We start from the raw sequence: 26322 nt of genomic DNA, 5'->3' as shown, positions 1-26322 counted from the left end.
TTCCTCCTCTGAATGGGTCTCGACAACTACATTCTAAACGAGGATTCTGCCTATGGCTCCCCCTTTTTTAGAGAACCTAGCATTTTACACAATTATATAGACTCAACTTGGAAATCTGCCCACTACGCACGAATGGGGAAAAATAACTGCATAATCGCAGTTATTCATTTCCGAGGCAGAGGAGTGCGGAAATAACTGCACTTTTACATCTATCGTTTCATGAGCGAACAGGAGGCAGGTGGCCGTTTATCAGCGAGTATTCGTTGCTTTCTGGCGTTATCGCTTGCTCTTCTTCCGCCTCCCGATCTCTTCGGTGACGACAAAAGCAAGCTCCTCGTTGTCATACAACGATAATGCGCTAAGCAGCGTTTCGTCGGCAATGTGTCCGGCTTCCGCTTTCGGCACGGTCAGCTCGACCGCTTGACGGAGCGCTTCGTTCGTCTCTTGCTGCGGATAAGCGCGGCGGTACAGCTCAACCGGATCGAGATCGTGGTTGACACACCATTGTGCAAAAATAAGAATCATCATCTGCTCATCGCGCTCATAGCTACGGATAATCTCTTGTTCCCGTTCTTTTGAAAACATTGTAAATACCCCTTCCGGACGGTAATATGGGTTCATTATAACGAAGCACAGGGATGTCCACAATGATCTCTATGGGAAATTAAGTATCGATTGCCGTTGACATTACTACGAAATCGTATTAAACTGAACTCAGAAATTACGAAATCGTACTAAAGGAGCTGCCGGCATGCAACAGCTATACGATCTCTTCCTCAAGACCGGTCTGCGTCCGTTCGCTTTCATGGCCGACACGCTGCAGCTCGAACAGAAAGTGACCCGCTCGGATTTGTCGACGCTGCTTATTTTGCTCTTTCGGGGAGACCTGACGATGTCGGAGCTGGCGGCCGAGATGGGGGCGCCTCTAAGTTCAATGACCAGCATTGCGAAGCGGCTTGAACGCAAAGGTTTCATTGCCCGGGCTACATCTGCAGAAGACCAGCGGGTTAAGCTCGTCACGCTGACGCAGGAGGGACTGCGGCTGGCCAAAGATTCGGAACAGATCATGATGGCCATGCTGAGCAGGCTGGAGTCGGCGTTTACGCCGGAAGAGATGGAGCAGTTCACGAAACTTCTGCTCAAGGCGGCCAGGGTTTTCCAAGAAGAGGGGCCTGTAAAGCTTCGAGAGACAAAGGTTCAACCCGTCAAAATTAAGATTGAGGAATGACCGGCTGCGGCCGGGTTTATTTTTAATTAATTACTACGAAATCGTACTAAAAGGAGAGAGTGGACATGAGAATCATCATCTATACGGGCAAGGGCGGAGTCGGCAAAACGAGCATAGCGGCAGCCACGGCGGCGAAAATGGCGAAACAGGGCAAACGCACATTGATACTTAGCACCGATGCAGCACATAGTTTGGCGGATTCGCTGGCCGTGCCAATTGGGCCGGATCCGGTTCAGGTCGGCGAAAACTTATGGGGGCAAGAGGTGAACAGCCTCCGGGAGACGGAGAACAACTGGGGAGCCGTTCAGGGTTGGCTGACCGCCTTGCTCGACAAAGCGCAGCTCAAAGATATTATGACGGAAGAAATGCTGGTGTTTCCCGGCATGGAGGAGCTGTTCAGCTTGCTGCAGATCAAGGAACACGCTCAAAGCGGGCGATACGATGTGTTGGTGGTGGATTGTGCCCCGACCGGCGAGACGCTGCGGCTGCTCAGTTACCCGAACGTATTGAATTGGTGGCTGGAGAAAATATTCCCGCACGAGCGCAGGTTGATCAAGCTTGTTCGGCCGGTGGCCAAGTTTGTGAACAGTATTGAGCTTCCTTCGGATGACGTGTTGGACAGCATCGAGCGTTTTGCGCGCGGGCTCGAAGAAATGCAGCGGATCGTCCTGGACCCGGAGACCACGTCGGTGAGAATCGTATTGAATCCCGAGAAGATGGTGCTGGCCGAGGCGAAACGCTCTTTCACTTATTTGAATTTATTCGGGTTCAACACGGATGCGGTCATCGTGAATCGAGTGCTGCCGGATGAGGCAGGTGAAGGGTTTTTCGCCTATTGGCGAGACATCCAAAAGAAGTACGAGCAAGAAATCGTATCGAACTTCCAGCCGCTGCCGATTCTGAAAGCGCCGATGATGCAGAAGGAAGTGATCGGCCTGCCCGTTCTTGAAGAATTGGCGGACATCGTTTACGGAGAGCAGGATCCTTCGGCGATGTTTTATCGCGGCAGAACGGAAACGATTCGTGAAGAGAACGGGGAGATGCTGCTGGAACTTATGATTCCTTTTGTCGATAAGGCGGATTTGGACTTAACGCAGACAGGCGACGAGTTGACGGTCGATGCGGGTGCTTACAAACGCAAGGTTATTTTGCCAAGACCGCTTATGGGCCGGCAGGTTGCAGGTGCGAGATACGCGGAGGACCGGCTGATCATCCGTTTCGGCAAAAGGGATACGACTACTGTACAAGGAAAGGGCTGAGGATCGATGAGAAGCGCAGGGTTAGGAATGGAGCGAATGTTGGAAAATCTGTCACGGGTAGAAAGGTTGTTGGAGAACCTGGAGCGACGCCAACCGGAGCGGCATGTAAGAAACGCCGTCAAGGAATGGCTGCTCGCTTCCCGGGCGGTGATCGTTAGCGTCATGGATACGATCGAGGAAGAATCAAACGTCCCGAAAGCCCGTAAAGTCAACATTTCTGATGAATGAACGGATGCCGGGGCGAGAAATGAAGAGATAAGAAGAGAGGGAGAGGAGATCATATGGTGAGCGGGATCAAACGTCAAGTCGGGTTGCTGTTGATGTTGACCGGGTTGCTTCATACGGTAATCGGGCTCGTGATTTACATGAAGCAGCTTCAACCGATGGTCACCGCGGGCTTGTTGAATACGGTGGTGAAGGGACAATGGGAGCGTGGAACCGCGTTCTGGTTTATGATGTTCGGCTTCATGCTCATACTTATCGGTTATACGGCGGATTGGCTCATGAAAAAGAAGGGGATTGCGCCACCTGCTGCTTTAGGGCGGATGCTGTTCGCGGTGTGCTTGATCGGGGCTGTCATCATGCCGGTGTCGGGTTTCTGGCTTGGTCTTCCTCAGGCTTGGATCCTCATGCGTAAGTGATGATGGACGACTTCGGCGCGAACGAAGGCATCATCCTTATCGCCGCGACCCAGAATCTTCGGAATTGAAGACATTGCAAATTCCCCTTCCGGACGGTAATATGGGTTCATTATAGCGAAGAGCAGGGGGCCCACAATGATCATCAACGAAAAAATCAAAGCGTCCGAGGTGCACTTAACCGGCATAAACGGCGAAGATTTAGGCATCGTGCCGACTTCCGAGGCGCTGGCGATGGCGAAAAAGCTGAAGGTCGACCTCGTCTGCACGTCGCTCATGAGCAGCCCGCCGCCATGCAAGCTAATCGGCGCGGGCGCGGCGAAGCAAGAGAAGCAGCAGGCCGAGCGCAAGCAGGACCATGTCGCGAAGGTGAAGGAAATCCGTCTTACGCCGCGGATCGAGGATCACGATTACGAGACGAAAAAGCAGCAGGCGGAGCGCATCCTGCAGTCAGGCGACGCCGTCCAGTTCGTCGTCAAGATTCAGGGCAAAGAAGGCGCGGCGGCCAAAGAACTGCTGGAGTCGCTGATCAAGGAGCTGAAAACCGTCGGCCGGCCGAAAACCGGCATCCAGCTCAGCGGCAAGCAAGCTGCCGTGCAAGTGGACCCGGTCGGGTAGGGAAGCGTGTAGCGGAGCAAAACTGCATATGCTGATGTGCGAGTCGCAAATGGCATAATGATCGAAAAGATGGTATCCAACCGGATGCCGTCTTTTTATTATGAAATGGTAAAGGTGAGTATAGCATTGTAAAAATGCGTATATTGAGAGGCGATAAAACGCTTTCTATAATTAAAGACGTAGAATCCTTAACGACAATAGGGGGTACAAAGATGAAGAAGCGATTGATGAAATTGAGCTTATCCATTCTGCTCGTATCTGCATTAGGCGCCATGACCGCTTGCAGCGGCAGCTCGTCGAATCAGCAGCAAAACGATTCGTCTGCGCCGACTGAGCAAACGGGAGGATCTTCCATCGACCCGATGGGAAAGTACGATCCGCCGATCGAATTGACGACGGTACGAGGCGTCTCGAACATCAAGTTTGACGAAGGCGAAACAATGGACAAGAATGCGATTTACGACGCATACGAGAAGGATCTCGGCATCAAAATCAAGAACAACTGGGTTTCCGACAAAGCTGCGGATAAGCTGAAAATCGCAATTGCTTCAAACGACATTCCAGACTTCTTTAAGGTTGACGCAAGTCAACTGCAGCAATTGCAGGAAGCCGATATGATTGCGGATCTTACGGACATTTTTGACAAGTACGCAACCGAAAAAACAAAGGAATGGTTTCATCTTGACGGAGGACGCCAGCTCAGCACGGCTACCTTCAATGACAAGCTAATGGCAATCCCGGGAACGGACAATCCGTACAATGGCTCCGCTTATTTATGGATCCGCAAAGATTGGCTGGAGAAGCTGGGTCTGCCAGCGCCGAAAACGATCCAGGACGTCCTCAAGATCGCTGATGAATTTGCTAAAAAAAATCCGGGAGGGACCGACAAGACGTATGCCTTCGCATTAAACAGCGATATTTTTAGCGGAGCTTACGATCTGACAGGCTTTTTCAACGGTTATCACGCTTATCCGGGCATGTGGTTAAAGGATTTCTCGGGCAAGCTGGTGAATGGAACGATTATGCCGGAAATGAAGCAGGCGCTGGGGCAATTGCAGGATATGTATAAAGCCGGACTGATCGATCCCGAATTTGCCGTGAAAGATGCGGATAAAGAAAACGAACTTGTCACTGCCAATAACATTGGAATGGCTTATGGCGCATTCTGGCTAAGCATTTGGCCGCTGCAGTCTGCCGCTGTGCAGGACGGGAAGCTTGTCCAGGACTGGGAAGCGTATCCGATCGTTTCAAATGACGACAAGCCGGCGAAGACCTCAGTTGGTATAGGGGTAGGCAGCTATATCGTTGTAAACAAAAATGCGAAGCACCCTGAAGCCGTCATCAAACTGCTCAATAAATGGATTGAAGTCCAAACGAATTTGACGGATGCCAACAAGGTATACATGTTCGGGAAATCGGGTGTCGATAAGAGCGCGCTCCTGTGGAAGATCAACCCAACCGTCATGTTCGCCCAGGATGAAAACCTGCCTGCCGGTAGACTGCTTCCGAAAGCGATCGAGGCGAAAGACCCGTCGGTGCTCGGATCGAATCCGGAAATGAATTCCCGTTACAAACGCGTGGAGAAATATTTGGCTGGCGATATGTCCATGTGGAACGAATGGGCAATCTCCAAGCCGGGCGGATCGTTTGCGATCATGGACCAGTACGATCGGGAAAAACGGTACCTGATCGATGAGTTCTACGGTACACTGACACCGACCATGCTCGAAAAGCAAGGGATTCTGGATGATAAGATGAAGGAAGTTTTCACCAAAATCATTATGAACAAAGCATCTATAGACGAATTCGACAAATTCGTCGACGAATGGAAGAAGCTCGGCGGGGAGCAAATGACCCAAGAAGTAAATGATTGGTATGCAAAAATAAAAAAATAAGATGAGGAAAGGGGTGTTCGGGAAGGCGGTAAGGAGCCGCATTCCCGGGCACTTCAATCTTCTACGGGCAAAAATACGGATGGAGGTTGTGAATCTTGCGGAAATTGCTGCGAAGCGAAAAGCTGCCTTTGCATCTTCTGCTGCTGCCAAGCTTGGCTATACTGGCCGTCTACAGCTACTGGCCGATGGCGGGGATGGCGATTGCTTTCGAGAAATTCATTCCGACCAAGGGAATATTCGGATCGCCATGGGTCGGATGGAAAAACTTCGAATACATATTCGAAATGCCTGATACCAATAGGGTCGTTATCAATACGCTGTTTATCGCATCCATGAAGGTTGTCGTGGGTCTGATCGTGCCTATTGCCGTTTCTTTGCTGCTGAATGAAGTGAGGAAGAATGCATTTAAGAGAACCTTTCAAACGCTTGTCTATTTGCCGCATTTTCTCTCCTGGGTTATCCTGGGCGGTATCTTAATCGATTTGTTGTCGCCATCCAATGGTCTGGTCAACCAAATCCTTGGCATGTTTGGGGTCAAGCCGATTTTTTTTCTTGGAGAGAACAGTTGGTTTCGGTTTGTTCTCGTCTCGTCCGATGTATGGAAAGAATTCGGATTTAGTACGATTGTGTACTTGGCTGCTTTGACGGGCATTAACCCCAGCTTATATGAAGCGGCGGAAATCGACGGAGCCAATCGGTGGCAGCAGACCTTGTATGTAACGCTGCCCGGCATCATGCCGATTGCTATTTTGATGGTCACCTTGAGTATCGGGAATATCTTGAATGCGGGCTTCGACCAAATATTCAATCTATACAGTCCGCCAGTCTATGAAAGCGGCGATATAATCGATACGCTTGTGTATCGCCTCGGGATTTTAAAAGCGCAGTACGGGCTTGCTACGGCAGTCGGACTGTTTAAGTCTACCGTATCCTTATTTTTGATATCCATTTCCTATTATCTGGCTTACCGATTTGCAAACTACCGCATTTTTTAGGCTTGAAGGGGTGAAGTAACATGGTTTCTCGCGCATCGATAAGTAGAAAAGTATTCCTTGCCTGCAACTACGCCTTCTTAACGGTGCTCTCTCTGCTTTGCGTGCTGCCGCTCATTCATATCTTGGCGGTTTCGTTTAGTTCAGGAGCTGCCGCGTCTGCCGGGATTGTGAAGCTGTGGCCGGTAGAGTTTACAACGGCGGCCTATCAGAATATATTGAATAAAGTGCAATACCTTACTGCGTTTGGGGTGTCCGTCAAGCGAGTGGTGCTAGGAACGGCGCTCAACTTGCTGTTGACGATCACTGCCGCTTATCCGTTGTCCAAGGATTCGTCCTATTTCCGTTTTCGGACACTTTATGTCTGGATATTCGTCATTACGATATTATTCAGCGGCGGCTTGATCCCATGGTTCATGACGATCAAGGCAACGGGACTTATAGATACAATCTGGGCGCTCATTCTCCCGGGAGCGGTGCCTGTTTTTAACGTCATTTTGCTTCTCAATTTTTTTCGCAGCTTGCCGAAGGAACTGGAAGAGTCGGCCCGAATGGACGGAGCGGGGCATTTTACGATATTATGGAAATTTTTCGTTCCGCTTTCGCTCCCGGCTCTGGCAACCATCACGCTGTTTAGCATGGTGGGACACTGGAACAGCTGGTTTGACGGCCTGATTCTGATGAATGATCCGAAACATTATCCAATGCAAACGTTCCTGCAAACGATCATTATCAGCAAAGACCCGCGGTTTTTGTCGGCTGAGGAAGCCCAATTGCTGGCGAATATGTCCGATCGGACAAGTACGGCCGCTCAAATCTATGTCGCGGCTATGCCTATTTTGCTCGTTTATCCTTTCCTGCAGCGCTTCTTCGTGAAAGGGATTGTGATGGGCAGCGTGAAGGAATAGCCGATAACCGGCCGTTGCTAGACGAAACAAGGAGAGGTGGTCAACGTTGCAAGGATTTCGCAAATCGTCGCCGATATTTTTGCGGCTTGTATTGGCCTTTATTATCATATTGACTCCCTTGTTTCTGATCATGTTTGCTTTCATCGAAAAAGGTAAGGATGATTTGAGGAATAAAATTTCGGAATCGATCATGGACAAAAACGTAAACGTTCTGCGATCGCTAGAGATTGAAACCGAGCGGATCCTGAGGTTGCTGCCGGAATTCGTATTGGATAACGATTTGCTGATATTGGCGGCAAACGGCAAAGAAATGGATGATTACGAAAAAATCGAAAAAATACAAGCCATTCTGCGCAGACTCAAACTTGTGGAGCGTTCGAGTCCGTATATTTCGGAAGTGAAGACCTATATTCCTTCTATAAACCGGACCATCTCGAGTTCGGGGTTTCAAACGTCGATCAACGTACCGGAATTTACGGAAATGGCAAGCTTGGACAAGCATGAAGGTTCGCTCGTTTCCTGGGACAGGCGTCTCTGGATTCGTTTCCGCTATGGAGGAGCTTTAAACCGCCGCCCGATGTTCGTGCAAAGCGTGGAGCTTTCTTTGCCCGAACTCCGGAAATTGTTATCGGGCGCCGATCGCTCGCTTGGAACGAACACGGAGCTCGTTCGATTTTCCGATCAATTCAACCTGTCCACCGACAACAATCCGGAACGAACTCAGTGGCTGATGGCCCGTTTACAGCAATGGGGGGAACCTTCGGGCATCAAGTCCGTTACCTACGGCAAAGAGCCGTATATTGTTGCCTATCGGTTGTCTCCTCTGCTTGGAATGTACATGGTGTCGATCATACCGGAAAGCAGCTTGCTGGGCGAAATGAGAACGTATGAAACGAGGCTGTGGGTACTTTTTGCCGTATCGTTGGCGCTTATCGTCATCTTTTCTTATTCCATCTATCGAATCATTCATAAGCCGCTCAAAAAATTGGTCGTCACATTCCGAAGTACAAAGAGTGGGTATTTGCAACAGATTGAATTACCGCGTCGCAACGACGAATTCACCTATTTGTATCAAGGCTATAACGATATGGTGGCAAGACTGGACGAGCTGATCCGGGAAGTATATCAGCAGAAGATAATCAGTCAGCGCCATGAACTAAAGCGATTGCAATCGCAAATTAACCCGCATTTTTTATACAATTGTTTATTCGTATTGAATCAGCTCATTTTATCGGGAGAGATGGAAACCTCGTACCGGTTTTCGCTTTCCGTCGGGCAGTACTTTCAGCTGATGACGCGGGACGGTGCCGACGAAATACCGCTGGAAGAAGAAATCGCGCATAGCCGAACTTATGTCAATATCCAAACCATTTGTTTTGGCGACCGCATTGACGTTATCTTTCCGGAGCGTGTATCGTTCAGCCGTTCGTTGATCGTACCGCGGCTGATTGTACAGCCCGTTATCGAAAATGCTTATAAATATGCGTTCGGCAATAAACATGCAGGGGGCAAACTTTGCGTTCATGTGAACGAGGACAATGCATATATTTCGATCCATGTTGAGGATAACGGGGATGTGCTGGCAGATCACGACATCATGCAGTTGCAGGAACGAATATTAAGTACACCGGGCTCCAACGAGGATATAACGGGTCTGAACAACGTGCACAGACGTATTTGGTTAAAGTTTGGAGAAGAAAGCGGAATATCGCTTGGGAGGTCTAGTTTGGGCGGTTTGCGGGTAAGCCTTCGATTCAAGATCGAGCAATTTCTGCAATCCGGGGGGAAGTGAACATGTATCGATTACTCGTAGTGGATGACGTTCCGATTATCGTCGACAATTTAGCGGAATCGCTTCTGGAGGAAGAAACGCTCGATGTAGAAGTGTACAAAGCCTATTCTGGAATGGAAGCGCTTGACGTCTTGATGAAGCATAAAATCGACGTTGTCCTGTCCGACATCAAGATGCCGCATATGGAAGGCATTGCTTTGCTTCAGGAAATCAAGGCGCAATGGCCGAGATGCAAGGTGATTTTTCTAACCAGCTACAACGATTTCAATTATGTGCAAAGCGCGCTGAGTTTGGGTGCGTTCGACTATATTTTGAAAACGGAAGAGCAAGCGAAAATTGTGCAAGTCGTGTCAAGGGCAATTCAAGCTCTTGAGGAAGAGTTTGTATCGAGGAAGCTTGTCGAGAAGGCCGAACAGCATATGAGGCGGGCCATCCCGTCGCTTCAAAAGGAATACATGGTGGCGCTGCTGCACGGCAAGTCGAAAGATCGTTTTCGTCTCGAACAGGATTTTGCAGAAACAGGCATTCCTCTGCACAGCGGCTTTCCCGTATTTCTGTTGATCGCGCGCATCGATAGCTGGCGTAACGTCTCGATGAAGCGGCCTGAGCAAGAGTTGCTCATTTTTGCCGTACAGAACATCATGGAAGAATGTTTGGGCGAAGGGGCGACTTATTTTTCGATCATTTACGAACATTCCCAAATGATATGGTTCATTCAGCCGAAGAAGCTTGAAGCTCTCCAGGCAGAAGACGAAGTCTGGCAGCGTACGTTTTATTTCGTTAAAGGGATGCTGGAAACGATCCAGAACGCGTGCCGGGATTTGCTGCGGTTGCCCGTCTCCTTCGTATTAAGCGAGCGACCCGGCGAATGGACGGGGGTTTCCGAGAAGTTCGACCGATTGCTTTCGCTATTGGCGCAAGAAATCGGTTTGCAAAGCGAAGTGCTCCTGGTAGAAGGAAGCGGTCGAACAACATCCGGTATCGTAACAGAGAGTCCCGGTAAAGTCATCGGCTTCTCCTTGCAAAGGAAATTTCAACTGATCGCCTACCACCTCGAAAATCGGGGAGAAGAGCAATTTACGGCCGTACTCGATGAAGTACTGAACGGTCTTGCAAGTGAAGAGTGCAACGATTATCTCAAGATGGAAATCTATCATTCGCTTGCATCGATATTCATGTCCTACATGAACAGGCACGATTTGATGCGAAAAGTGATTGAGCACGTGCCGATCGGCAAGTTGTTCGATACGAGCGAAATTATTTCGTGGGTGGAGTTGATTGAATATTTCAGACGATTGGCTGAGCGTATATTCGAATGCCATAAGAACGATAAGGACAAGAGTACGCATCTTATTGTCGACAAAGTGCACGAATATGTTCATGCGAACGTAGCCGCCAATATATCGTTATCTGAACTTGCCGAACAGGTCCATTTGAATGCGTCGTATTTATCCCGCTTATATAAAAGTGTCACAGGTATCGGCATATCCGAGTACGTTGCTTCGGTTCGCAATGAAAAAGCAAAGATGCTGCTCAAGGAGACAAACATGAAAACCCAGGATATTGCCAAAGCGGTAGGTTATTTATCCCCGCTTGCTTTTTCCCGATTTTTCAAAAAATACAACGACGTTACACCGCAAGAGTATCGCAACGGCAGATAGAGGAGGAACAAAATGATCATCAATATAGAGCAATTCGGAGCGAAGCCGGAACCAGGTTTCGACAACACGCTGGCCGTTAGGTCCGCCCTGGAATATTGCAGGGGAATCGAAGGCGCGATACTCGTATTTCCGCAGGGGAGCTACCATTTTTGGCCCGACAAGGCCGAGGAGAAGCAACTGTTCATTTCGAATCACGATCAGGAGGGGCTGCGCCGAATCGCTATCCGGCTGGTTGCTCGGAGCGGGCTGACGATCGACGGACAAGGATCCGAATTTATTTTTCATGGCCCGATGATCCCGTTCGCAATCGACAACTGCCGCAATGTGACCGTACGAAATCTTACGATCGATTGGGAGGCGCCGATGTTTGCCCAAGGAACGGTGTCCCGCGCCGACTCCGGTTCGTTCGACATCGAGCTGCCGGAGGGGACCCAATATAAAGTTGATAACAACGCGATTTGGTTCGATTTTGGCGGAAAACCCGAAAGAGTGTGGGGACTGAACGAGTTCGACAGCCGGACGAAAGCGCCTGCCTATCAAAGCGGCGACAGATTAAGCTGGGGAAACTATCGCAAGGTGAGCGTGGAACAATCGCATCCGGGCACGATTACTTATCGAGGCGATAACATACAACCACCCCAGGTTGGCAACGTCATCGTCATGCGTTTCGGAAGAAGAGAGAATCCGGCTTTTTTCGTCAATGGCGGAGAGAACGTCAATTTGGAGTCGATTTCCGTCCACCATGCCCCCGGTATGGGGCTTCTCGCCCAATGGTGTACGAATATCCGCTTGCACAAGTTCAACGTTATGCGCAGACCGGGATCGGACCGTATGGTTACCGCTACGGCGGATGCCACTCATTTCGTATATTGCCGCGGTACGGTGACGATTGACCATTGTTTATTCGAGAATCAATTGGACGATCCATGCAACGTACACGGCATTTATGCCAGAATAACCGAAAAGCTCGGCAACGACCGGATTATGGTCGAACTCGCTCATGGCATGGCCAAAGGGATCAAGATCGCCGAGCCGGGGGATCAAATTGAGTTTGTGCAGAGAGAGTCGCTCTTAACGTATGCAAATGCAACGGTTAAAGATGTGAAAGTTTTGAATAAGGACTATATCATAGTTGAACTCGAACAGCCGCTGCCGGATGATGTGGATATTTTGGACTGCATCGGTAATACATCATGGCATCCCGATCTGGCGGTCACCCATTCTATTGTCAGGGCAAACCGCGCCCGCGGATTTTTGATCACCACGTCGGGCAACGTTCTTCTTGAACATAACAAGATCAGTGCTCCAGGGGCGGGCATTAAAATATCCGGCGACGCCAACTCCTGGTTCGAGTCCGGAGCCGTAAGGCAAGTTATGATTCGCAACAATGAGTTTACGGATTGCAATTATTGCTGTCCGGATTGGGGAACCGCCGTGATCGATATCGATCCCGAGATCGAGCGGCCGGAGGCGTATGACCAATGCTACCATCGCAATATTTCGATCGAAAACAATCGATTCGTTACGTTCGATGTTGGTATCGTGAACGGATATTCCGTCGACGGGTTCACCTTCGTGAATAATGTCATCGAGCGAAGCGACTCTTACCCGCAGCACCACGTTATGAAATACCCGATACAGCTTAAAGCGTGTAAAAATGTTGTCATTTCGGGCAACCAATGTGCGGAAGGGGTGCAAACCGTAGCTCTGGTGGGCGATGAAGAGATGGAGCTAGCGTAACGAACATTGGGAAAGGACCGGATATCAGGGGGGGAGGCACGAGGGACCGACGGCGTCTCCTCCAAATGGCATCTCAGGAGGTCAGGGGGCGTGAAGTCCCCCTAGGGCTGGGCCTAGCGGAAATCGAACCGCTTGGGCGCAGCCCTTTTGGCATTGATGGGGTGAGTGATTCGAGTTAGGCATCATCTGCTCGTCTCGATCGTAATTCGGGAGATCGGCATGACCATGAGGGGGAGTCTCTCGATGGAGCGTGCAGACTGCTTTACATTGAAACTACCATGCCTTAAGGGATGAGCAGTATTCTGCCCGTAGCTTTGCGTTGCTCGAAACGTGCGTGCGCCTCTGCGGCTTCCGCTAACGAGTAGGAGCGGTCGACGGGAACGACGAATTTCCCCTCTTTCGTCCATTCGATCAATAGCGGGATGAACTCCGGCCAGTCTTTGCGGTAAGGGAGGCCGTTCGTCCGGGTAATGAACAAGGAACCCTTCTCCTGCAGTGTCATCAAATCGATTGGCGGAACATAACCGCTTGCCTGCCCGTAAATGACCAAGTAACCGCCGAGGCCAAGGCTGTCGAGATTGGCTTCGAACGTATCTTTACCGACGCCGTCGTACACGACATGAACGCCGCGGCCTACGGTGATGCGCCTTGCTTCTTTGGCGATATCCGACTGGGTCGAAATCATGATCTCATCCGCCCCGTATTGACGGGCAATCTCCCCTTTTTCCTCCGTCGATGTAACCCCGATCACGCGCCCGCCCCGCAGCTTGATCATCTGAACGAGCAGAAGTCCCAAGCCACCCGCAGCTGCTTGAACTAGACACCAATCCCCGGATTTCACGGGATAGGTCTTGTGGGTGAAGGCGTATGCCAGGAATCCCTGTGTAAGTCCAGCGGCCGCTTGTTCGAAGCTAAGCTCATCCGGGATCGGCATGATCCGGTCCGCCCGGGTAACGGCATGTGTCGCATACGTGCCTGTTCCTCCGAAAATCAACACGCGATCGCCGACCTTGAGATGGGCGGGGCAATCGGGCCCAAGCGACTCAACCGTGCCGACGCCTTGACTGCCGGGCGTTAAGGGGAGAGCAGCCGCCAGTCCGCCTTGCTCCTTATAAAACTCCTGCTTCACCAGATCCCCCCGCCGGTGCTGCACATCAAGAAAGTTAACCGAAGCGGCATGAATGCGGACAAGCGCTTCACCCGCCCCCGGAACCAACGGATCTATTTCTTCAAGCTGCATTACTTCAGGACCGCCGTAGGCGTGAATGCGTATGGCTTTCATCATCGGGATCGCTCCCAAATAGTTTCCTGGAAACAATAATAACAACGGTGGTGCTGTTCGTCAATATGGTTTCTTGGAAACTTTATTTGTCCGTGCAAAATTGATATACTGTAGTAACATGTCGATGAAAAAGGTGGATCGGATGGAGACGAACAAAACTCAAGCTGTACAAGCTTCGGATAAACTTCCATTGATCGCGAACGTAATGGAATTGTTCGAACAAGTCGGGAAGCGGATGCAAGCGGAGGATGACGAAGAGCATCGTTGGCTTCGCGAGCACTGCGACAACCCTGCATTGGAGAAGCTGCTCAGGGACATGACTGTTATGGAGCTTCATGTCGTTGACGCAATCGGCCGCTTGGAGCCGGTGAACGGCATCACGATTTCCAAAACATCGGGCATTCCCAAAGGCAGCGTATCCAAAATTACGCGAAGGCTGGTAACCCGGAAGCTGATCGAAACCGAATTTTTGCCCAATAACAAAAAAGAAATCCTGTTCCGCACAACGCCGCTCGGCCAGGAGCTATACGAGCTGCATCTAGCGCTGCATCAGCAGATGGAGCGGGGGGTTATACAATTCCTGCAAAAGTACGAGACTCATGAGTTGGAGTTTGTCGTGAGGATTTTTAAGGATGCTCTGGAGACGTCTTGGGTGAATCCGAAGCAGGAGGAGAGCCTTAAAGCCAAATAAGAGCTGTGGTGTTACGCTCCGATATGTGTTAGTATGTACCATTATGATAAAGGACGTGACATCGTGATCATCATCACCATTCCGACGCCGGATGTAACCATTGCCAAGCAGGATGCGCCGCAGTTGAGCCATATTTACGGTTTTACGGATTTTCACCTGATTTCCAGGGAAAGGGGCGGCATCTTTATGTTCTATAACGATAAGGACGAGCTGCTGTTTATCGGCAAAGCAAGGAAGTTGCGGCCAAGGATTAAAAAACATTTCGAGGATACCGTGTCGCCGATCAAAAACCATCGGAACGAAGTAACCAAAATCGAGGTTTGCATCGTGGAAGACCCTGTCGATCGGGAAATCTACGAGACCTATATCGTCAATAAGTTCAAGGCAAAATACAACGTGGACAAAGTGTATTATAACGGCTAGGAGACCCTATGACATTTCAAGAATTGAACATCATCCCCGCGATTTTAAAAGCATTAAGCAAAGAAAACTATTCGACACCGACGCCTATACAAGAACAGGCGATTCCCGCGGTGTTGGCTGGCAGGGATTTACTCGGCTGCGCCCAAACCGGAACCGGGAAAACGGCTGCATTTGCGATTCCGATTATCCAGCGGCTAAGCCAGCATCCGAATAAACCGAATATGCAGCGGCGGATTCGATCATTGATTTTGACGCCGACTCGTGAACTGGCGATTCAAATTTTGGATAACATGCAAGCTTACGGCCGATATACCGATTTGCGTTGTTTGGCTATCGTTGGCGGCGTTTCGCAGAAGGCGCAGGAGCGGTCACTGGAGCAAGGCGCGGACGTCGTCATTGCAACGCCCGGCCGGCTGATGGATCTGGTGAACCAAAGGCTGATCGACCTGCAGCATGTTCAGGTATTGGTGCTGGATGAAGCAGATCGTATGTTGGACATGGGCTTTATCCATGACGTGAAGAGAATCATCGCCAAATTGCCAAGCAAGAAGCAAACGCTTTTCTTCTCGGCCACAATGCCGCCGGAAATCGCCAATTTGGTCAAATCACTTCTCGTGAATCCGGTGAAGATCGAAATCACGCCGGTTTCATCGACGGTTGATCGAATTCAGGAATCGGTGTATTTCGTCGACAAGGAAAACAAGCAAAACTTATTGAATTTTCTGTTGCAGGACAAGTCCATTGCTTCAGCTCTGGTGTTCACTCGGACCAAACACGGGGCGGACCGCGTCGTCCGCGGACTGAACAAAATCGGCGTCACCGCTCAGGCCATTCACGGGAATAAGTCCCAGAATGCCCGCCAAACGGCTTTAAGCAATTTCAAAAGCGGTGTAACCCGCGTGCTGGTGGCAACCGACATCGCGGCAAGAGGAATTGATATCGAGGAACTATCGCATGTGATCAACATCAACCTTCCCAATATTCCGGAAACCTACGTTCATCGAATCGGCCGAACGGGCAGAGCGGGACACAGCGGGATTGCCATTTCCTTTTGCGAAAAAGACGAAATTCCGTATTTGCGGGATATTGAAAAGTTGACGAAAAAGACGATTCCCGTTGTGAAGGACCACCCATACCCGATGCTAGGCACAACGGAGCCGGTCAAGGTACAAGTACCCTCAAAACCAGCTTTCAAAAAGAAGTGAATCAACGAGCCCCTAAACTTGGTTTAGGGCTTTTTTCATTGCTCGGTAAGCAGCCATAAATAAGGCGTGCAGAAACCAATTGCCCATGGCAACCGGCTGCGCGTCTTTTTCGTATTGAGGTTGTTTGGATTATCCATAAAAAGGATATCGCGTGAAGCTCGCGAATAAAATACATAAAGATTAAGTAACGGGGTGATAATGTTGTCTCACCTGTTAGAAGATTTGTTTATTAGAATTGAGAACGTATTGAATACCCAATCTCAATCTAGTTTACCTATACTCTCATTCGAAGAGAATAAAATTGGCCTTTCAAGTGACGGATATTGGTACGTTCAAACTGCAAGCGGATACAGACAACTGAAACAATTGAGTGATTTTTTGTATGTTGAGAAATTGCTAGAAAGTTCTTTGGATACAATCTCAGCGCAAGTAGAAGATTTGTTATCTTCAGTTGATTTTGAATACGAGGATATTTACGAGGTATTTCCCTTTATTGAAATCGCGAAGTTTCCACTAGAGCAAGAACATAAATCTAATTACTGGATTGAATTGTCAATACAATGGATTGAGAAGATGCCAAGAGATAAACAACAATATTTTACGGAAGCTTTGAAGTTGAACCTGGAAGAAAAGAGAATTTCTCAACGCAATAGATACAAAATAAAACATCTATTAAAAGCAGTAGAAGCCGCCGACTACCCCTGAATATAAGAAATATAAGAGATAGGAGATCATAAACTTGAAATACATTCTTTTTCCTTATTTAAAGTATAAGGAAGTAAATGTCTATATCGATGAACAGAGTCAATTGTATTTAGTTTCGACTGGTAGATCCAAGAAATATGGACTGGCCGAAATAGATTGCATTATTAAATTAGAAGCTGGATTTTCTGATAGAAATCTTAAAGAGAAACTAATGGATTCATTTTCCAAATGCTATTCCATAGAATCTAAGGATACCATGGCTAATGAAACAGTAATGGGCAGACTTATGGGATTCAAATCGTATCCAAGAGCAGTAAGAGGTTTGAAATTAGTTTGTATATCTTGGAGACATAAAAAGGGATATAAAATAACACCGACTGAAAAGATAAAAGGAAGAGGTTTTGTTCATTTATCGAATCAAATTATTGAGGCAAATGATGAAACATTAATAAGTGCCGTAAGGAAGGGAGTTGAACTTGCAAGAATTATAAGTGAGTGAGGTACATCGTTAAAGGGGAGAATTTCTACATCAAGAGAGTTTTAATTCTACTAATAGAAGGAGACTTGACATGATGCTTAATACTGATGGGAGCTATGCTGTTGGATGGGGGACGTTAGCACTTATTAATGCGGGATTGGCTCAGAGCAAGAATAGAAGCGGTATAAATTGGTTTCTCATATCGCTATTAATAGGACCATTAGCAACATTATTTATAGTTGTTTGGGAGCGGAAATAAATTTTCGATTATTTGGAACCGAAATATATTGAAAAGCTTACTAACAGGGGAATTGTATGACAAAAAACAACAACGAAATGACTAAAAAAACAAAGTACTTTATGTACTTAGGCTCATTTCTATATGGGCTTTCAATGATCATTGGTCTAGCTTATTTATGGAGATTTATATTTCTAATAATACTTACACTGATACTAACATTTATAATCAATGAGCATATTAATGGACTGATAAAAAGGATATTAACAGTATTTCTATTCTTGCTCTTTGTAGGATCGTTGATTGGAATTGCACTAATGGTTATTAAGATGATGATAATATATCTAGTTAAATAATGAACGCCGAGTCGCGGCCAGATTTTAATATACAGTTGAGAGGATTGAAAAATGAAAACATTATATCGCCCTGTCGGGCTTATAGAAATGAAATTAATGCTTGATTTAAATTTGGCTGGTTTTCCCCCAAGATTACCGGAACAACCCATATTTTACCCAGTATTAAATAAACAATATGCTGATCAGATAGCAAAGGAATGGAATACAAAAGACAAATTTTCGGGTTATGTTGGATTCGTAACTGAATTTAATGTCTCAAGTCCGTTTATCGATAAATTCGAAGAACAAGTCGTTGGAGCTAGTCATCATAGAGAATTATGGATTCCCGCTGAAGAAATGGATCAATTAAACAATAATATTCTTGGTCCAATTCAATTAGTGGAAGTACATTATGGCTCAGATTATATTGGGTTAACACCAGAATTAACTGTTTTTGAAGATAAGGATCCTATAGAACAATTCAATATTTGGAAGAACATTTATGAGTACAACTCAATGGATTTTTACTGTGAAATTAGAGAACACTGGAAGTATATTTTTATGAATTATCAATAGGTATGAAGCCGACTATAGCAAATATGGAATAACTACTGGGAAGAAGAACGAAGTGTTAGTGGCAATGCAAGATTATTGGAAAGAACATTTCTCGAAAATTAATTTATTTGTACGTAAATAAATGCTCCTTGGTCTAATACAAGAACGTTAAATGAATTCCAAGGTGGTGTTACATGGATTTTTTTATAAATTACATATTAATCTATTTGATCATAGCTCTAGTCATTTATTTATCAATCATTCCGTTTACAAGGCTACAAAAGGGGTATAACCATTTTTTTACTTGGATTCTTCCTTCATTCGTAATAATTGGGCTAGTTAATGGTTTAGTACATTGCATTATCACTTTTAATTTGGAGGACTTTTTATCTTATCTTAAAGTCAAAAGCTCTAAAATAGAAACTTACTTACCGATTGCTATATTTATAGTATTTATGATCTGGAATCAAATGAAAAAAAGAAAAAAATGATGGAATGTTAAGATCAAGAGCTGGGAGTGAAACATAATCACATGATAAAACGAGCCTTAGTTGTAATGTTTTTATTTTTCTTTCAAGTTAATTCACAAGTCAACGCAGCCGTTCTGACCAAGGTAGTAACCCCAACATATAAAATTTTTATCGATAATAAAGAGCTCAAACTATCTGCGCCACCTTATTTACAAAACGGAACAACCATGGTACCTTTCCGCCCTGTCTTTAAGCAACTTGGATTAGATGTGGAATGGGATCCTGAACACAATCAAGTGGTGGGCAAAAATTCCGAATTGACGATTATACTGACCATTGGCTCGGTTTCCGCAAAAGTTAATGATGCTACTGAAGTCATGCCATTGGCACCAATTGTTCACAATGGAACGACCTATATCCCGCTTCGATTTGTTGGAAAGGCAAGTGGAGGAAGTGTAGAACTTTATGGTGGGGGATTAAATGTAGTCTGGATTACTTCTGCAAAACAGAACCAACTTTTTGATGCTGTGATAAACAAAAAAGTAGCGGAAGTCAAAAGGTTATTAGAATCAGGCGCTGATCCAACCGTTATGGTTGGCCCTTTGGGTCCTGCCATATATAACTTTGTTGATGATTCCGTTGAAATCGTTAAGTTGTTCTTGGAGAACGGAATGGATATCAATTATTTTGCTGAAGGCCAGTTCTACAGCACAACACTACTTCAAAATGCAGCTGGTGATGGTCGGGTGGAAGTCGTGAAATTCCTTTTAAATGCTGGTGCTGATCCCTCGCTAACAGCGGGCGCCAATTGGACTGCATTAGAAATGGCAGAGTATTGGAAAGGTCGAATTAAAAATGGATTTCAGAATATCATTGACCCCTCGAATACACCGTCTGTCGAGGCATACGAAGAGATCATTAAACTCCTAGGGGAAGCGGTGAAAAAATAAGATTTACGCGAATGAAATTTCGCTGACATCCCCAATAACGCCGCATTCACACACCGAACCTCTAACGAGACTCTCGGTCGCCAAGGGGATTTTCAAAGATGAAGAGTCAGGCGACCCATGCACTGCATCGCGGCTGGCTTTTCGAGATTTATGGTAGAGAGTCGCGAATACCAAAACGTTACATAAAATACAAACTGGGAAGTATGATGATTCAAGGGACGAAAGCGGGCGGATAGCTATGCCTTTTATTATTAGACAATACAATAAAGCAGATCAGGATCATATCGTCAAATTACATATTGATGGACTCAACCAATTTGGCGCCAGTATCGGGGACCCAGCGTTAGATAAAGACATCGAACAGATTGAGGAGACTTATATTCATAATAATGGCGAATTTCTTGTAGGGCTACAGGATAATAAAGTCGTATGCATGGGGGCCTTTAAAAAGATTGACGATGAAACTGCTGAAATTAAGAGAATCAGAATTGAAAGAGAGTATCGAGGAAGGGGGATCGGTGGAATTTTATTATCGGAACTAGAGAAGTCCGCCAGAGCCAAAGGTTATAGGAGAGTAGTACTTGATACCACCAGCAGACAGGTTCCAGCTCAAAAATTATTTAGTAGAAACGGTTATATAGAAACTGTTAGAAAACAATACAAAGAAATGGAATTAATTTATTATACGAAGATTCTGTAAGAATTATAAGGAATAGGTGAGTGAGGAAATGATGCTCAAATGAAATCGCCGGGAGGTTCAATATACCCTTATTATTACAAAGGCGGAGAAATCCATTGTTTAAAATACGGCAATACCTATAAAAACGAAGAAAAACTTTTTGAATTGATGAAACAAGAAGAAAAGTTTATTTTTGATACTAAGAAAAGATTGAAAATATGGGTAGACATGTATAAGACCGCGGTTACGCGTAGGGTACTGCAAGAGTTAACAAACAATATCTACAATTTGAAGGATCATATCGACAAACTTTCGTTTGTTGGATTATCGGGATTTAATAGATGGAGACTAAGAAGAAGGGTGAATAGACTGGGAATGAAGCTAAGAATATCATTTTATTCCGATCCTGAGGATGCGAAAACATGGCTAATCGATGAAAGATGAGTAAAGTGGTGACTTATTATACCAGCAGATTAAGGAAGTGTTTGAATGAAGAGAATCTTCATCTTTCTTTTCATATTGCTAGCAGGATGCCAGGATGTAGAGAAGTATGAGTTCGAATCAACGGAAGGATGCCCTTACGAAGGAGCAATTGTGGAGATAACTTACCCCAAAGTGATTCCATTCGATGCAATTGTTGAAATATGGAACGATAACAATTGGCGAAGTCCAAACCCAGATGCTATAAGAGGTCATACTATAACTGGTTTAATTGAAGGCTCTTTTGAAGGACCGGGTTGGGTTGTCACGAGCGCAACGATTCTTGATAAGAAAACGACGATCTATGTATGGGTCAATCAGGAATCCGATGAACGGAAACATAAACAGCAAATAAAAAAGGCGGAAAAGCTTTTTAAGAAAATACAAGCTCCGATTGAAAAAGAATATAAGGTAAAAGGGATCAGGCAAGATAAGGTGCATCTAGGATGCATCATTGATTAGTTGGAAAGACTGCCGCTCCGCGTACATTGACGATGAAATGGCAGTCTCCCTGTTTGCATCGTTACCCCGAAATAACCGTGATCGTATTCCCGGATCCGTTGGCGAAATATACCCGGTTGTTGTTTTCGTTAACGACGCCCGCCGACGTCCCGAGCCCGAGCCGCAGGTTCGATTTAATGATTTTGTTATTCGCTCCGTTAATGACGCTCGCCCTGCTCGGCGGCGCTTCTTCCCCCGCGGTCGAGACGTAGATTCGGTTCAGCTTGCGGCTAACGACAGGGATTCGCGGTGATTCGCCGTTTTGGATCGTGGCGATGATTTTGTTGGTTTTGCCGCAGATGACGGTGATCTTGCGGCTGCCGGTCGTATCATCCGGCGCGTAGATCCGGTTCGTCACCGGATTAACTGCCATCGTATCGATGGATGCGACGTTCGGAATCGTCGTGATCCGTTTGTTCGTCCGCCCGTTAACGACGGCGACGCTGGCCCCTTCGATTGCGATGTACAAACGATTGGTGCGCAAATTGAATGCGAGAGAATCCGGCCCTTGGCCGACTTTGATCGTTGCCATGCCCCGGTCCGTGCGGCCGCAGATGACAGTCGCCGTATCCGCTCCCGGATTCAGCACGTAGATGCGGTTCGTGAACGGATTGGCGGCAACCGTGTGCGGACCCGCGAAGCTCGGGTTCTGTTGGCCTACCTTCACCGTCGCGACGATCTTCTTCCGATTGCCGTCAAGGACCGTGACCGAGTTGCGTTGATTGTTTATCGCGTACAATTTGTTCGTCTTGACGTTCACCGCGATCGAAGCGAAGCCCCCTCCCACGTCAAAGGTACGGATAAGCTTTTGCCTTTTACCGTCGATCATGAACAGCTTTCCCGACAAGCCGCCGACATAGATTTGATTCGTTCGCGGATTAACGGCCGCAACGGCAGCATCCTCAATTCCCTTGATCGTTGCGATCACCCGATTCGTACGGCTGTTGATTACCGACACGGTATCGCTACCGTTATTCGTCACATACAATAAATTCGTCCGTTTGTTCAATGCGATGTCAATCGGCTTGCTCCCGACGCGAATCCTCGCGATGACTTTAATATCGCCCATTTCCAATGCTCCTCTCATTCACTCTTCACATTAGAATATGGAAGAGAAGAGCCGGGAGTTTGTACTTTTATTCGCATTCTAGTAAGATTCGACGCACATTTGATCTAGTCAACTCCAGGTTGAATTCATAATCAACCGCAATCGAATGAGGCTCCATTACGGTGATCGAAGGTTCGTGCTAAGATGGATTCATCAGCTGATAATCCAAAATCAGGGAGATGGGTCGATGAAGTTTAAACATAGGTTCGAAGATCGCGGAACTGCGGAAGGAACACGGGGTCACGCAAGAGCAGCTTGCTGGTGCGGTAGGCGTGTCCATAGCCGCAGTTTCGAAGTGGGAGTGTGCAAGCGCATATCCGGATATTACGCTTCTGCCTGCAATTTCGTCTTTTTTCAAGGTATCGGTGGATGCTTTGCTTGATCATCAGGTTGATTCCACGAACGTGCAGGAGTATAGAGATAAGCTAGAAGAGTTCGTTAAGAACATGGATTATCAAGCCGGACTACCTCTTGCTGAGGAAGCATTGAAGAAATATCCGAATGATTTTAGGATTCTTTATTTTATGGCGGGATTTACATCGTTTGGAGCTTCCGGGAATAGTGCGGACAGAAAAAGCACGGTGGAGAAAGCAATCGAATACTACAACAGGGCACTGGCCGTAAGGCCCCCGGATTCACCTACCAAAAAAGAAGCGATCATGCGAAGCATCGCATTTGATTACGGCTCGATCGGGGAGTATGACAAGGCAATCGCCATCCTTGAGGAGGTAAACGTCAACGGTTGTTTTGATCCTGACATCGCTTTTCACCTGAAAGAGAGCGGCAAATTAAGCGAAGCCAAGTCCAAAATGCAGAATTATTTGTTCAACATTGCTTTTGGTTTCGGCATGATCACCGGCACGCTGGCGGATTGTTACCGTGCGGAAAATAATCTCCGCTATGTAGTCGATTTGGAAAAATTCCAGGCGCAGTTTCTTGAAAATTTTACGCACGATACGCCGAACTATTGCGATCTCATTTGTGTTTGGAGTTTCCATGATTTGGCCAAGGTCCAAGCGGAAATCGGGGATTTCGACGGCATGTGGGAAAGTCTTGAAAAATGCGTATATCATGCGGTTCGTTTTGATCAAAATCCGTCGTATGCGGTGGACTCTGTCAAATATATGGACGGTTCGAAAAACTGGCTAGGTAACACCTCCTCGCAAAACGCTTGCCGCGGGGAAATCAAAGCTCTAAGAGCCGATTTTCCACAGTTCCAAGACGACACGAGAATGGTTGCCTTCATTCAAGAGCTCGAGGAAGCGGCTACCGACAAGCGCAGCACCGGCGTATGGAAGTAAAGGGCAATAGCCCACCCATCTAACCTACAAAGAAGAAAAAGCGGCGTACCAGGACCCCAAAATAGAGTCTTAGACGCCGCTGCTTTACATTTGCGATCTATCGTTTCCTCATTTTATAACAAATCGGTTCTGCGCTATCTGTCATTTCGCAATCCCAGTGCGGCCACCCATGCGATCAACACGCTGACGGTTGCGGCCATAAACGCATCCGAATAAGGGATAGCAGCATCCAGTCCGTATAGAGGATTCAAAGCCGTCGCGGCTCCCCGGCGTGCGGATAGTAATGCCCCGGTCATTCCCGCTCCTACGCCTGCTCCAAGGTATAAAGCCCCCTGGAATATCCCCATTCCGACACCGACCTGATCTGTAGCTAGCACGCTGACCGCAGCGTTATTAGCAGGGGAATTTGTTAGCGCAAAAGCGATTCCCGCGCCCAGGACGCCCGCACTGACCAAAAGGGGGGAAGCGGAGGCGAAGGTCGACAGGAATAAAGTTGAAGTCCCCATCAACGTCATCCCTGAAACGATCAGCCGTTTCGTCCCCAATCGATCCGAAATGCGGCCTACGAACGGAGAAAGAAGCGCCACGGACGCGCCTCCCGGCAGAAGAATCATACCCGCTTGACCGGGGGGAAGTCCGTTCACTTCCACGACCAGCAGCGGAACGAAAACAAGCACCGAAAAATAAGCAAACATCGAAAAAACAGCGACAATAACCGAACACACATAATATCTGTTTTTAAACAAGACCGGCGGCACAAACGGATGATCTACGGTGGTAATGCGCCAAACAAATCCAATCAAAGCGAATAGGGATCCTATCATACTACCCAATGATGAAAATGAAGCCCAACCGGCCGCTTCTCCCTGGGTTACGCCAAATAGAAGCAATCCAGCCGCAAGTCCGAGTAGCGATCCACCGGCGAAATCGAATGTTCGATGTGATCCAGCTTCCGAAACCGATTTGAGAGCCGGTAACACGAAGGACGCGCCAATCATGACAATGACGGTTAGGAAAAAGGTAAACCAGAACAGAGATTGCCACCCGAACAATTGACCGACCATCCCTCCCAAAATGGGACCTCCGGCTGTTCCGACCCCAATACAGCCTGCGATGACGCCGAGAGCCCCTCCTCGTTTTCCCGGCGGAAAAACTTTCGAAACGGCGATGACGGAAAGAACGGGAATGGCCGACATCCCGGCACCTTGAACCATTCGCCCCAAAACCAAGACGGGAAGGTTCGGAGCAAGTGCGCAAATCAGGCTTCCTATCGCCAGGATCACTACGGCGAAAATAAACAGCTTCTTCAGCGCGAAAAAATCCGACATGCGCCCGTAAAGGGGAACTCCGATCGCCAGTACAATTGCTACGCCGCTCACTACCCAGCTCACCTCAGCCTCCGAGGCTTTCAAATGTTCGCTTATGAGAGGGAGTACCGGGTTGACCATATCCACGGTGATTGCAGCGACAAGGACGGATAAAGCGAATACCATTAATACAAGGGTTGCCAACTTCATATTCAATTTCATTCGTGATTTGCCTCCTAAAAAATGATTCGTGTTTTTTTAGGAGGCAAAGTCAACTGCTTTTTTCACAAGCTCCTCACCCCATTGTATGCGCTGATCGTAAATTTCAATTTGCCGAGGACTGAGGCTCCTTACTGAAAATTAGATCGTAATTAGCTCTTGCCGTCTCGACATGCCAGTAATTTTCTCTTCCCCACTGTCTAAGTTCTCTCATTGGCTGAAGCAAACTTTCTCCCAAAAGAGTGAGCGAATATTCGACGGTTGGGGGCACGGTTGGCGTAATATGGCGTTGGACCAGCCCATTCCATTCCAGCTTTCGTACCGTTTGAGTGAGCATTTTTTTGGAAATGCCCTCGATTCTTCTTTCTATTTCTCCGTATCGCATGCTTCCGTTCTCCAATGCATAAATGACGAGTGCCGTCCATTTATTAGAAATGATTTCAAGAACTCTGCTATATCCGCACACCGCCAATGAGATGTCGGGTTGTTTTGTTTTGGCCGAAGATGTCAAATGATTTCCCTCCTATGCACCTCGAAGTTCCCAGGAAACCTTAAAGTGCCTACTTACATAAGTTTAGTTTATGAATTATTGTATGTCTATACCAACGGAGGAGCAACAATGGATATTCACTCTGCGGTTATGATTCTTCAATGGCAAGTGTGA

27 protein-coding genes are annotated in these 26322 nt (G+C 47.2%); 22 read left to right on the top strand and 5 right to left on the bottom strand.

Features of this window, described 5'->3' with window-relative positions; genetic code table 11:
* Positions 1 to 276 precede the first annotated feature (276 nt).
* Entirely contained in the window at positions 277 to 585 is a 309-nt protein-coding gene (locus AC0LWM_RS23805) for a hypothetical protein (protein WP_474677493.1), read from the bottom strand.
* Between the two features lie 166 nt (positions 586 to 751).
* Here AC0LWM_RS23805 and AC0LWM_RS23800 point away from each other — a divergent pair, with 166 nt between their 5' ends.
* From AC0LWM_RS23800 to AC0LWM_RS23750, 11 genes are all read left to right on the top strand, one after another.
* Positions 752 to 1228, top strand: a complete 477-nt coding sequence (locus AC0LWM_RS23800) for a MarR family winged helix-turn-helix transcriptional regulator (protein WP_474677492.1) — start codon at positions 752 to 754, stop codon at positions 1226 to 1228.
* A 65-nt stretch (positions 1229 to 1293) separates the two neighbouring features.
* Positions 1294 to 2487, top strand: coding sequence for an ArsA family ATPase (locus AC0LWM_RS23795; RefSeq protein WP_474677491.1), 1194 nt, complete (start codon positions 1294 to 1296; stop codon positions 2485 to 2487).
* A 27-nt stretch (positions 2488 to 2514) separates the two neighbouring features.
* Positions 2515 to 2715, top strand: a complete 201-nt coding sequence (locus AC0LWM_RS23790; RefSeq protein WP_474677490.1) for a hypothetical protein — start codon at positions 2515 to 2517, stop codon at positions 2713 to 2715.
* Positions 2716 to 2768: 53 nt separating this feature from the next.
* Entirely contained in the window at positions 2769 to 3128 is a 360-nt protein-coding gene (locus AC0LWM_RS23785; protein WP_474677489.1) for a DUF6463 family protein, read from the top strand.
* 135 nt (positions 3129 to 3263) lie between these two features.
* On the top strand, positions 3264 to 3743 hold the full coding sequence (infC, locus tag AC0LWM_RS23780) for a translation initiation factor IF-3 (protein WP_474677488.1): 480 nt from the start codon (positions 3264 to 3266) through the stop codon (positions 3741 to 3743).
* Positions 3744 to 3955: 212 nt separating this feature from the next.
* Entirely contained in the window at positions 3956 to 5638 is a 1683-nt protein-coding gene (locus AC0LWM_RS23775) for an extracellular solute-binding protein (protein WP_474677487.1), read from the top strand.
* A gap of 95 nt (positions 5639 to 5733) precedes the next feature.
* Positions 5734 to 6633 (top strand): ABC transporter permease, encoded by a 900-nt coding sequence (locus AC0LWM_RS23770; RefSeq protein ID WP_474677486.1) that lies wholly within the window; start codon positions 5734 to 5736, stop codon positions 6631 to 6633.
* A gap of 20 nt (positions 6634 to 6653) precedes the next feature.
* On the top strand, positions 6654 to 7538 hold the full coding sequence (locus AC0LWM_RS23765) for a carbohydrate ABC transporter permease (RefSeq protein WP_474677485.1): 885 nt from the start codon (positions 6654 to 6656) through the stop codon (positions 7536 to 7538).
* 46 nt (positions 7539 to 7584) lie between these two features.
* Positions 7585 to 9330 carry a sensor histidine kinase gene (locus AC0LWM_RS23760; protein ID WP_474677484.1) on the top strand — a complete coding sequence of 582 codons (1746 nt, stop codon included), beginning with the start codon at positions 7585 to 7587 and terminating at the stop codon, positions 9328 to 9330.
* Between the two features lie 2 nt (positions 9331 to 9332).
* Positions 9333 to 10991: a response regulator transcription factor gene (locus AC0LWM_RS23755; protein WP_474677483.1), complete on the top strand. Its 1659-nt coding sequence runs from the start codon at positions 9333 to 9335 to the stop codon at positions 10989 to 10991.
* Positions 10992 to 11003: 12 nt separating this feature from the next.
* Positions 11004 to 12731 (top strand): alpha-1,3-galactosidase-related protein, encoded by a 1728-nt coding sequence (locus AC0LWM_RS23750; RefSeq protein ID WP_474677482.1) that lies wholly within the window; start codon positions 11004 to 11006, stop codon positions 12729 to 12731.
* A gap of 283 nt (positions 12732 to 13014) precedes the next feature.
* Here AC0LWM_RS23750 and AC0LWM_RS23745 read toward each other — a convergent pair whose 3' ends face one another.
* Positions 13015 to 14016, bottom strand: a complete 1002-nt coding sequence (locus AC0LWM_RS23745) for a quinone oxidoreductase family protein (RefSeq protein ID WP_474677481.1) — start codon at positions 14014 to 14016, stop codon at positions 13015 to 13017.
* Between the two features lie 139 nt (positions 14017 to 14155).
* Between AC0LWM_RS23745 and AC0LWM_RS23740 the strand changes: the two genes are divergently transcribed.
* From AC0LWM_RS23740 to AC0LWM_RS23695, 10 genes are all read left to right on the top strand, one after another.
* Positions 14156 to 14704, top strand: coding sequence for a MarR family transcriptional regulator (locus AC0LWM_RS23740; protein WP_474677480.1), 549 nt, complete (start codon positions 14156 to 14158; stop codon positions 14702 to 14704).
* A 63-nt stretch (positions 14705 to 14767) separates the two neighbouring features.
* The gene (locus AC0LWM_RS23735) at positions 14768 to 15127 is read left to right on the top strand and encodes a nucleotide excision repair endonuclease (protein ID WP_474677479.1); all 360 of its coding nucleotides are present in this window, start codon (positions 14768 to 14770) and stop codon (positions 15125 to 15127) included.
* A gap of 8 nt (positions 15128 to 15135) precedes the next feature.
* On the top strand, positions 15136 to 16332 hold the full coding sequence (locus tag AC0LWM_RS23730) for a DEAD/DEAH box helicase (RefSeq protein ID WP_474677478.1): 1197 nt from the start codon (positions 15136 to 15138) through the stop codon (positions 16330 to 16332).
* A 201-nt stretch (positions 16333 to 16533) separates the two neighbouring features.
* The gene (locus AC0LWM_RS23725; protein ID WP_474677477.1) at positions 16534 to 17037 is read left to right on the top strand and encodes a hypothetical protein; all 504 of its coding nucleotides are present in this window, start codon (positions 16534 to 16536) and stop codon (positions 17035 to 17037) included.
* 34 nt (positions 17038 to 17071) lie between these two features.
* Positions 17072 to 17536 (top strand): hypothetical protein, encoded by a 465-nt coding sequence (locus AC0LWM_RS23720; RefSeq protein WP_474677476.1) that lies wholly within the window; start codon positions 17072 to 17074, stop codon positions 17534 to 17536.
* 624 nt (positions 17537 to 18160) lie between these two features.
* Entirely contained in the window at positions 18161 to 18664 is a 504-nt protein-coding gene (locus AC0LWM_RS23715) for a hypothetical protein (protein ID WP_474677475.1), read from the top strand.
* A 511-nt stretch (positions 18665 to 19175) separates the two neighbouring features.
* Positions 19176 to 20063: a stalk domain-containing protein gene (locus AC0LWM_RS23710; RefSeq protein ID WP_474677474.1), complete on the top strand. Its 888-nt coding sequence runs from the start codon at positions 19176 to 19178 to the stop codon at positions 20061 to 20063.
* A 238-nt stretch (positions 20064 to 20301) separates the two neighbouring features.
* The gene (locus AC0LWM_RS23705) at positions 20302 to 20763 is read left to right on the top strand and encodes a GNAT family N-acetyltransferase (protein WP_474677473.1); all 462 of its coding nucleotides are present in this window, start codon (positions 20302 to 20304) and stop codon (positions 20761 to 20763) included.
* Between the two features lie 39 nt (positions 20764 to 20802).
* Positions 20803 to 21186, top strand: coding sequence for a hypothetical protein (locus AC0LWM_RS23700; protein ID WP_474677472.1), 384 nt, complete (start codon positions 20803 to 20805; stop codon positions 21184 to 21186).
* Positions 21187 to 21231: 45 nt separating this feature from the next.
* Positions 21232 to 21684, top strand: coding sequence for a hypothetical protein (locus tag AC0LWM_RS23695; protein WP_474677471.1), 453 nt, complete (start codon positions 21232 to 21234; stop codon positions 21682 to 21684).
* 61 nt (positions 21685 to 21745) lie between these two features.
* Here AC0LWM_RS23695 and AC0LWM_RS23690 read toward each other — a convergent pair whose 3' ends face one another.
* Positions 21746 to 22792: a YncE family protein gene (locus tag AC0LWM_RS23690; protein ID WP_474677470.1), complete on the bottom strand. Its 1047-nt coding sequence runs from the start codon at positions 22790 to 22792 to the stop codon at positions 21746 to 21748.
* Between the two features lie 239 nt (positions 22793 to 23031).
* On the opposite strand from AC0LWM_RS23690, the gene AC0LWM_RS23685 reads away from it, so the two are divergent.
* Positions 23032 to 24132 (top strand): helix-turn-helix domain-containing protein, encoded by a 1101-nt coding sequence (locus AC0LWM_RS23685; protein ID WP_474677503.1) that lies wholly within the window; start codon positions 23032 to 23034, stop codon positions 24130 to 24132.
* A 134-nt stretch (positions 24133 to 24266) separates the two neighbouring features.
* On the opposite strand, the gene AC0LWM_RS23680 is transcribed toward AC0LWM_RS23685, so the two are convergent.
* Both AC0LWM_RS23680 and AC0LWM_RS23675 read right to left on the bottom strand, forming a co-directional pair.
* Positions 24267 to 25661, bottom strand: a complete 1395-nt coding sequence (locus tag AC0LWM_RS23680) for an MFS transporter (RefSeq protein WP_474677469.1) — start codon at positions 25659 to 25661, stop codon at positions 24267 to 24269.
* Positions 25662 to 25764: 103 nt separating this feature from the next.
* The gene (locus AC0LWM_RS23675) at positions 25765 to 26169 is read right to left on the bottom strand and encodes a winged helix-turn-helix transcriptional regulator (RefSeq protein WP_474677468.1); all 405 of its coding nucleotides are present in this window, start codon (positions 26167 to 26169) and stop codon (positions 25765 to 25767) included.
* Positions 26170 to 26322 lie beyond the last annotated feature (153 nt).

The organism is Paenibacillus sp. sgz302148 (assembly GCF_056120465.1).
Note: the sequence above shows the minus strand (reverse complement) of the source record. Positions and strands in the feature narration are given on the sequence as shown.

Coding starts and splice junctions, on each gene's coding strand:
- AC0LWM_RS23715 (WP_474677475.1), top strand. CDS start 18,161: ATGAAAACATTATATCGCCCTGTCGGGCTTATAGAAATGAAATTAATG.
- AC0LWM_RS23800 (WP_474677492.1), top strand. CDS start 752: ATGCAACAGCTATACGATCTCTTCCTCAAGACCGGTCTGCGTCCGTTC.
- AC0LWM_RS23705 (WP_474677473.1), top strand. CDS start 20,302: ATGCCTTTTATTATTAGACAATACAATAAAGCAGATCAGGATCATATC.
- AC0LWM_RS23750 (WP_474677482.1), top strand. CDS start 11,004: ATGATCATCAATATAGAGCAATTCGGAGCGAAGCCGGAACCAGGTTTC.
- AC0LWM_RS23745 (WP_474677481.1), bottom strand. CDS start 14,016: ATGATGAAAGCCATACGCATTCACGCCTACGGCGGTCCTGAAGTAATG.
- AC0LWM_RS23755 (WP_474677483.1), top strand. CDS start 9,333: ATGTATCGATTACTCGTAGTGGATGACGTTCCGATTATCGTCGACAAT.
- AC0LWM_RS23730 (WP_474677478.1), top strand. CDS start 15,136: ATGACATTTCAAGAATTGAACATCATCCCCGCGATTTTAAAAGCATTA.
- AC0LWM_RS23790 (WP_474677490.1), top strand. CDS start 2,515: ATGGAGCGAATGTTGGAAAATCTGTCACGGGTAGAAAGGTTGTTGGAG.
- AC0LWM_RS23740 (WP_474677480.1), top strand. CDS start 14,156: ATGGAGACGAACAAAACTCAAGCTGTACAAGCTTCGGATAAACTTCCA.
- AC0LWM_RS23805 (WP_474677493.1), bottom strand. CDS start 585: ATGTTTTCAAAAGAACGGGAACAAGAGATTATCCGTAGCTATGAGCGC.
- AC0LWM_RS23690 (WP_474677470.1), bottom strand. CDS start 22,792: ATGGGCGATATTAAAGTCATCGCGAGGATTCGCGTCGGGAGCAAGCCG.
- AC0LWM_RS23775 (WP_474677487.1), top strand. CDS start 3,956: ATGAAGAAGCGATTGATGAAATTGAGCTTATCCATTCTGCTCGTATCT.
- AC0LWM_RS23695 (WP_474677471.1), top strand. CDS start 21,232: ATGAAGAGAATCTTCATCTTTCTTTTCATATTGCTAGCAGGATGCCAG.
- AC0LWM_RS23785 (WP_474677489.1), top strand. CDS start 2,769: ATGGTGAGCGGGATCAAACGTCAAGTCGGGTTGCTGTTGATGTTGACC.
- infC (WP_474677488.1), top strand. CDS start 3,264: ATGATCATCAACGAAAAAATCAAAGCGTCCGAGGTGCACTTAACCGGC.
- AC0LWM_RS23700 (WP_474677472.1), top strand. CDS start 20,803: ATGAAATCGCCGGGAGGTTCAATATACCCTTATTATTACAAAGGCGGA.
- AC0LWM_RS23710 (WP_474677474.1), top strand. CDS start 19,176: ATGATAAAACGAGCCTTAGTTGTAATGTTTTTATTTTTCTTTCAAGTT.
- AC0LWM_RS23765 (WP_474677485.1), top strand. CDS start 6,654: ATGGTTTCTCGCGCATCGATAAGTAGAAAAGTATTCCTTGCCTGCAAC.
- AC0LWM_RS23795 (WP_474677491.1), top strand. CDS start 1,294: ATGAGAATCATCATCTATACGGGCAAGGGCGGAGTCGGCAAAACGAGC.
- AC0LWM_RS23680 (WP_474677469.1), bottom strand. CDS start 25,661: ATGAAATTGAATATGAAGTTGGCAACCCTTGTATTAATGGTATTCGCT.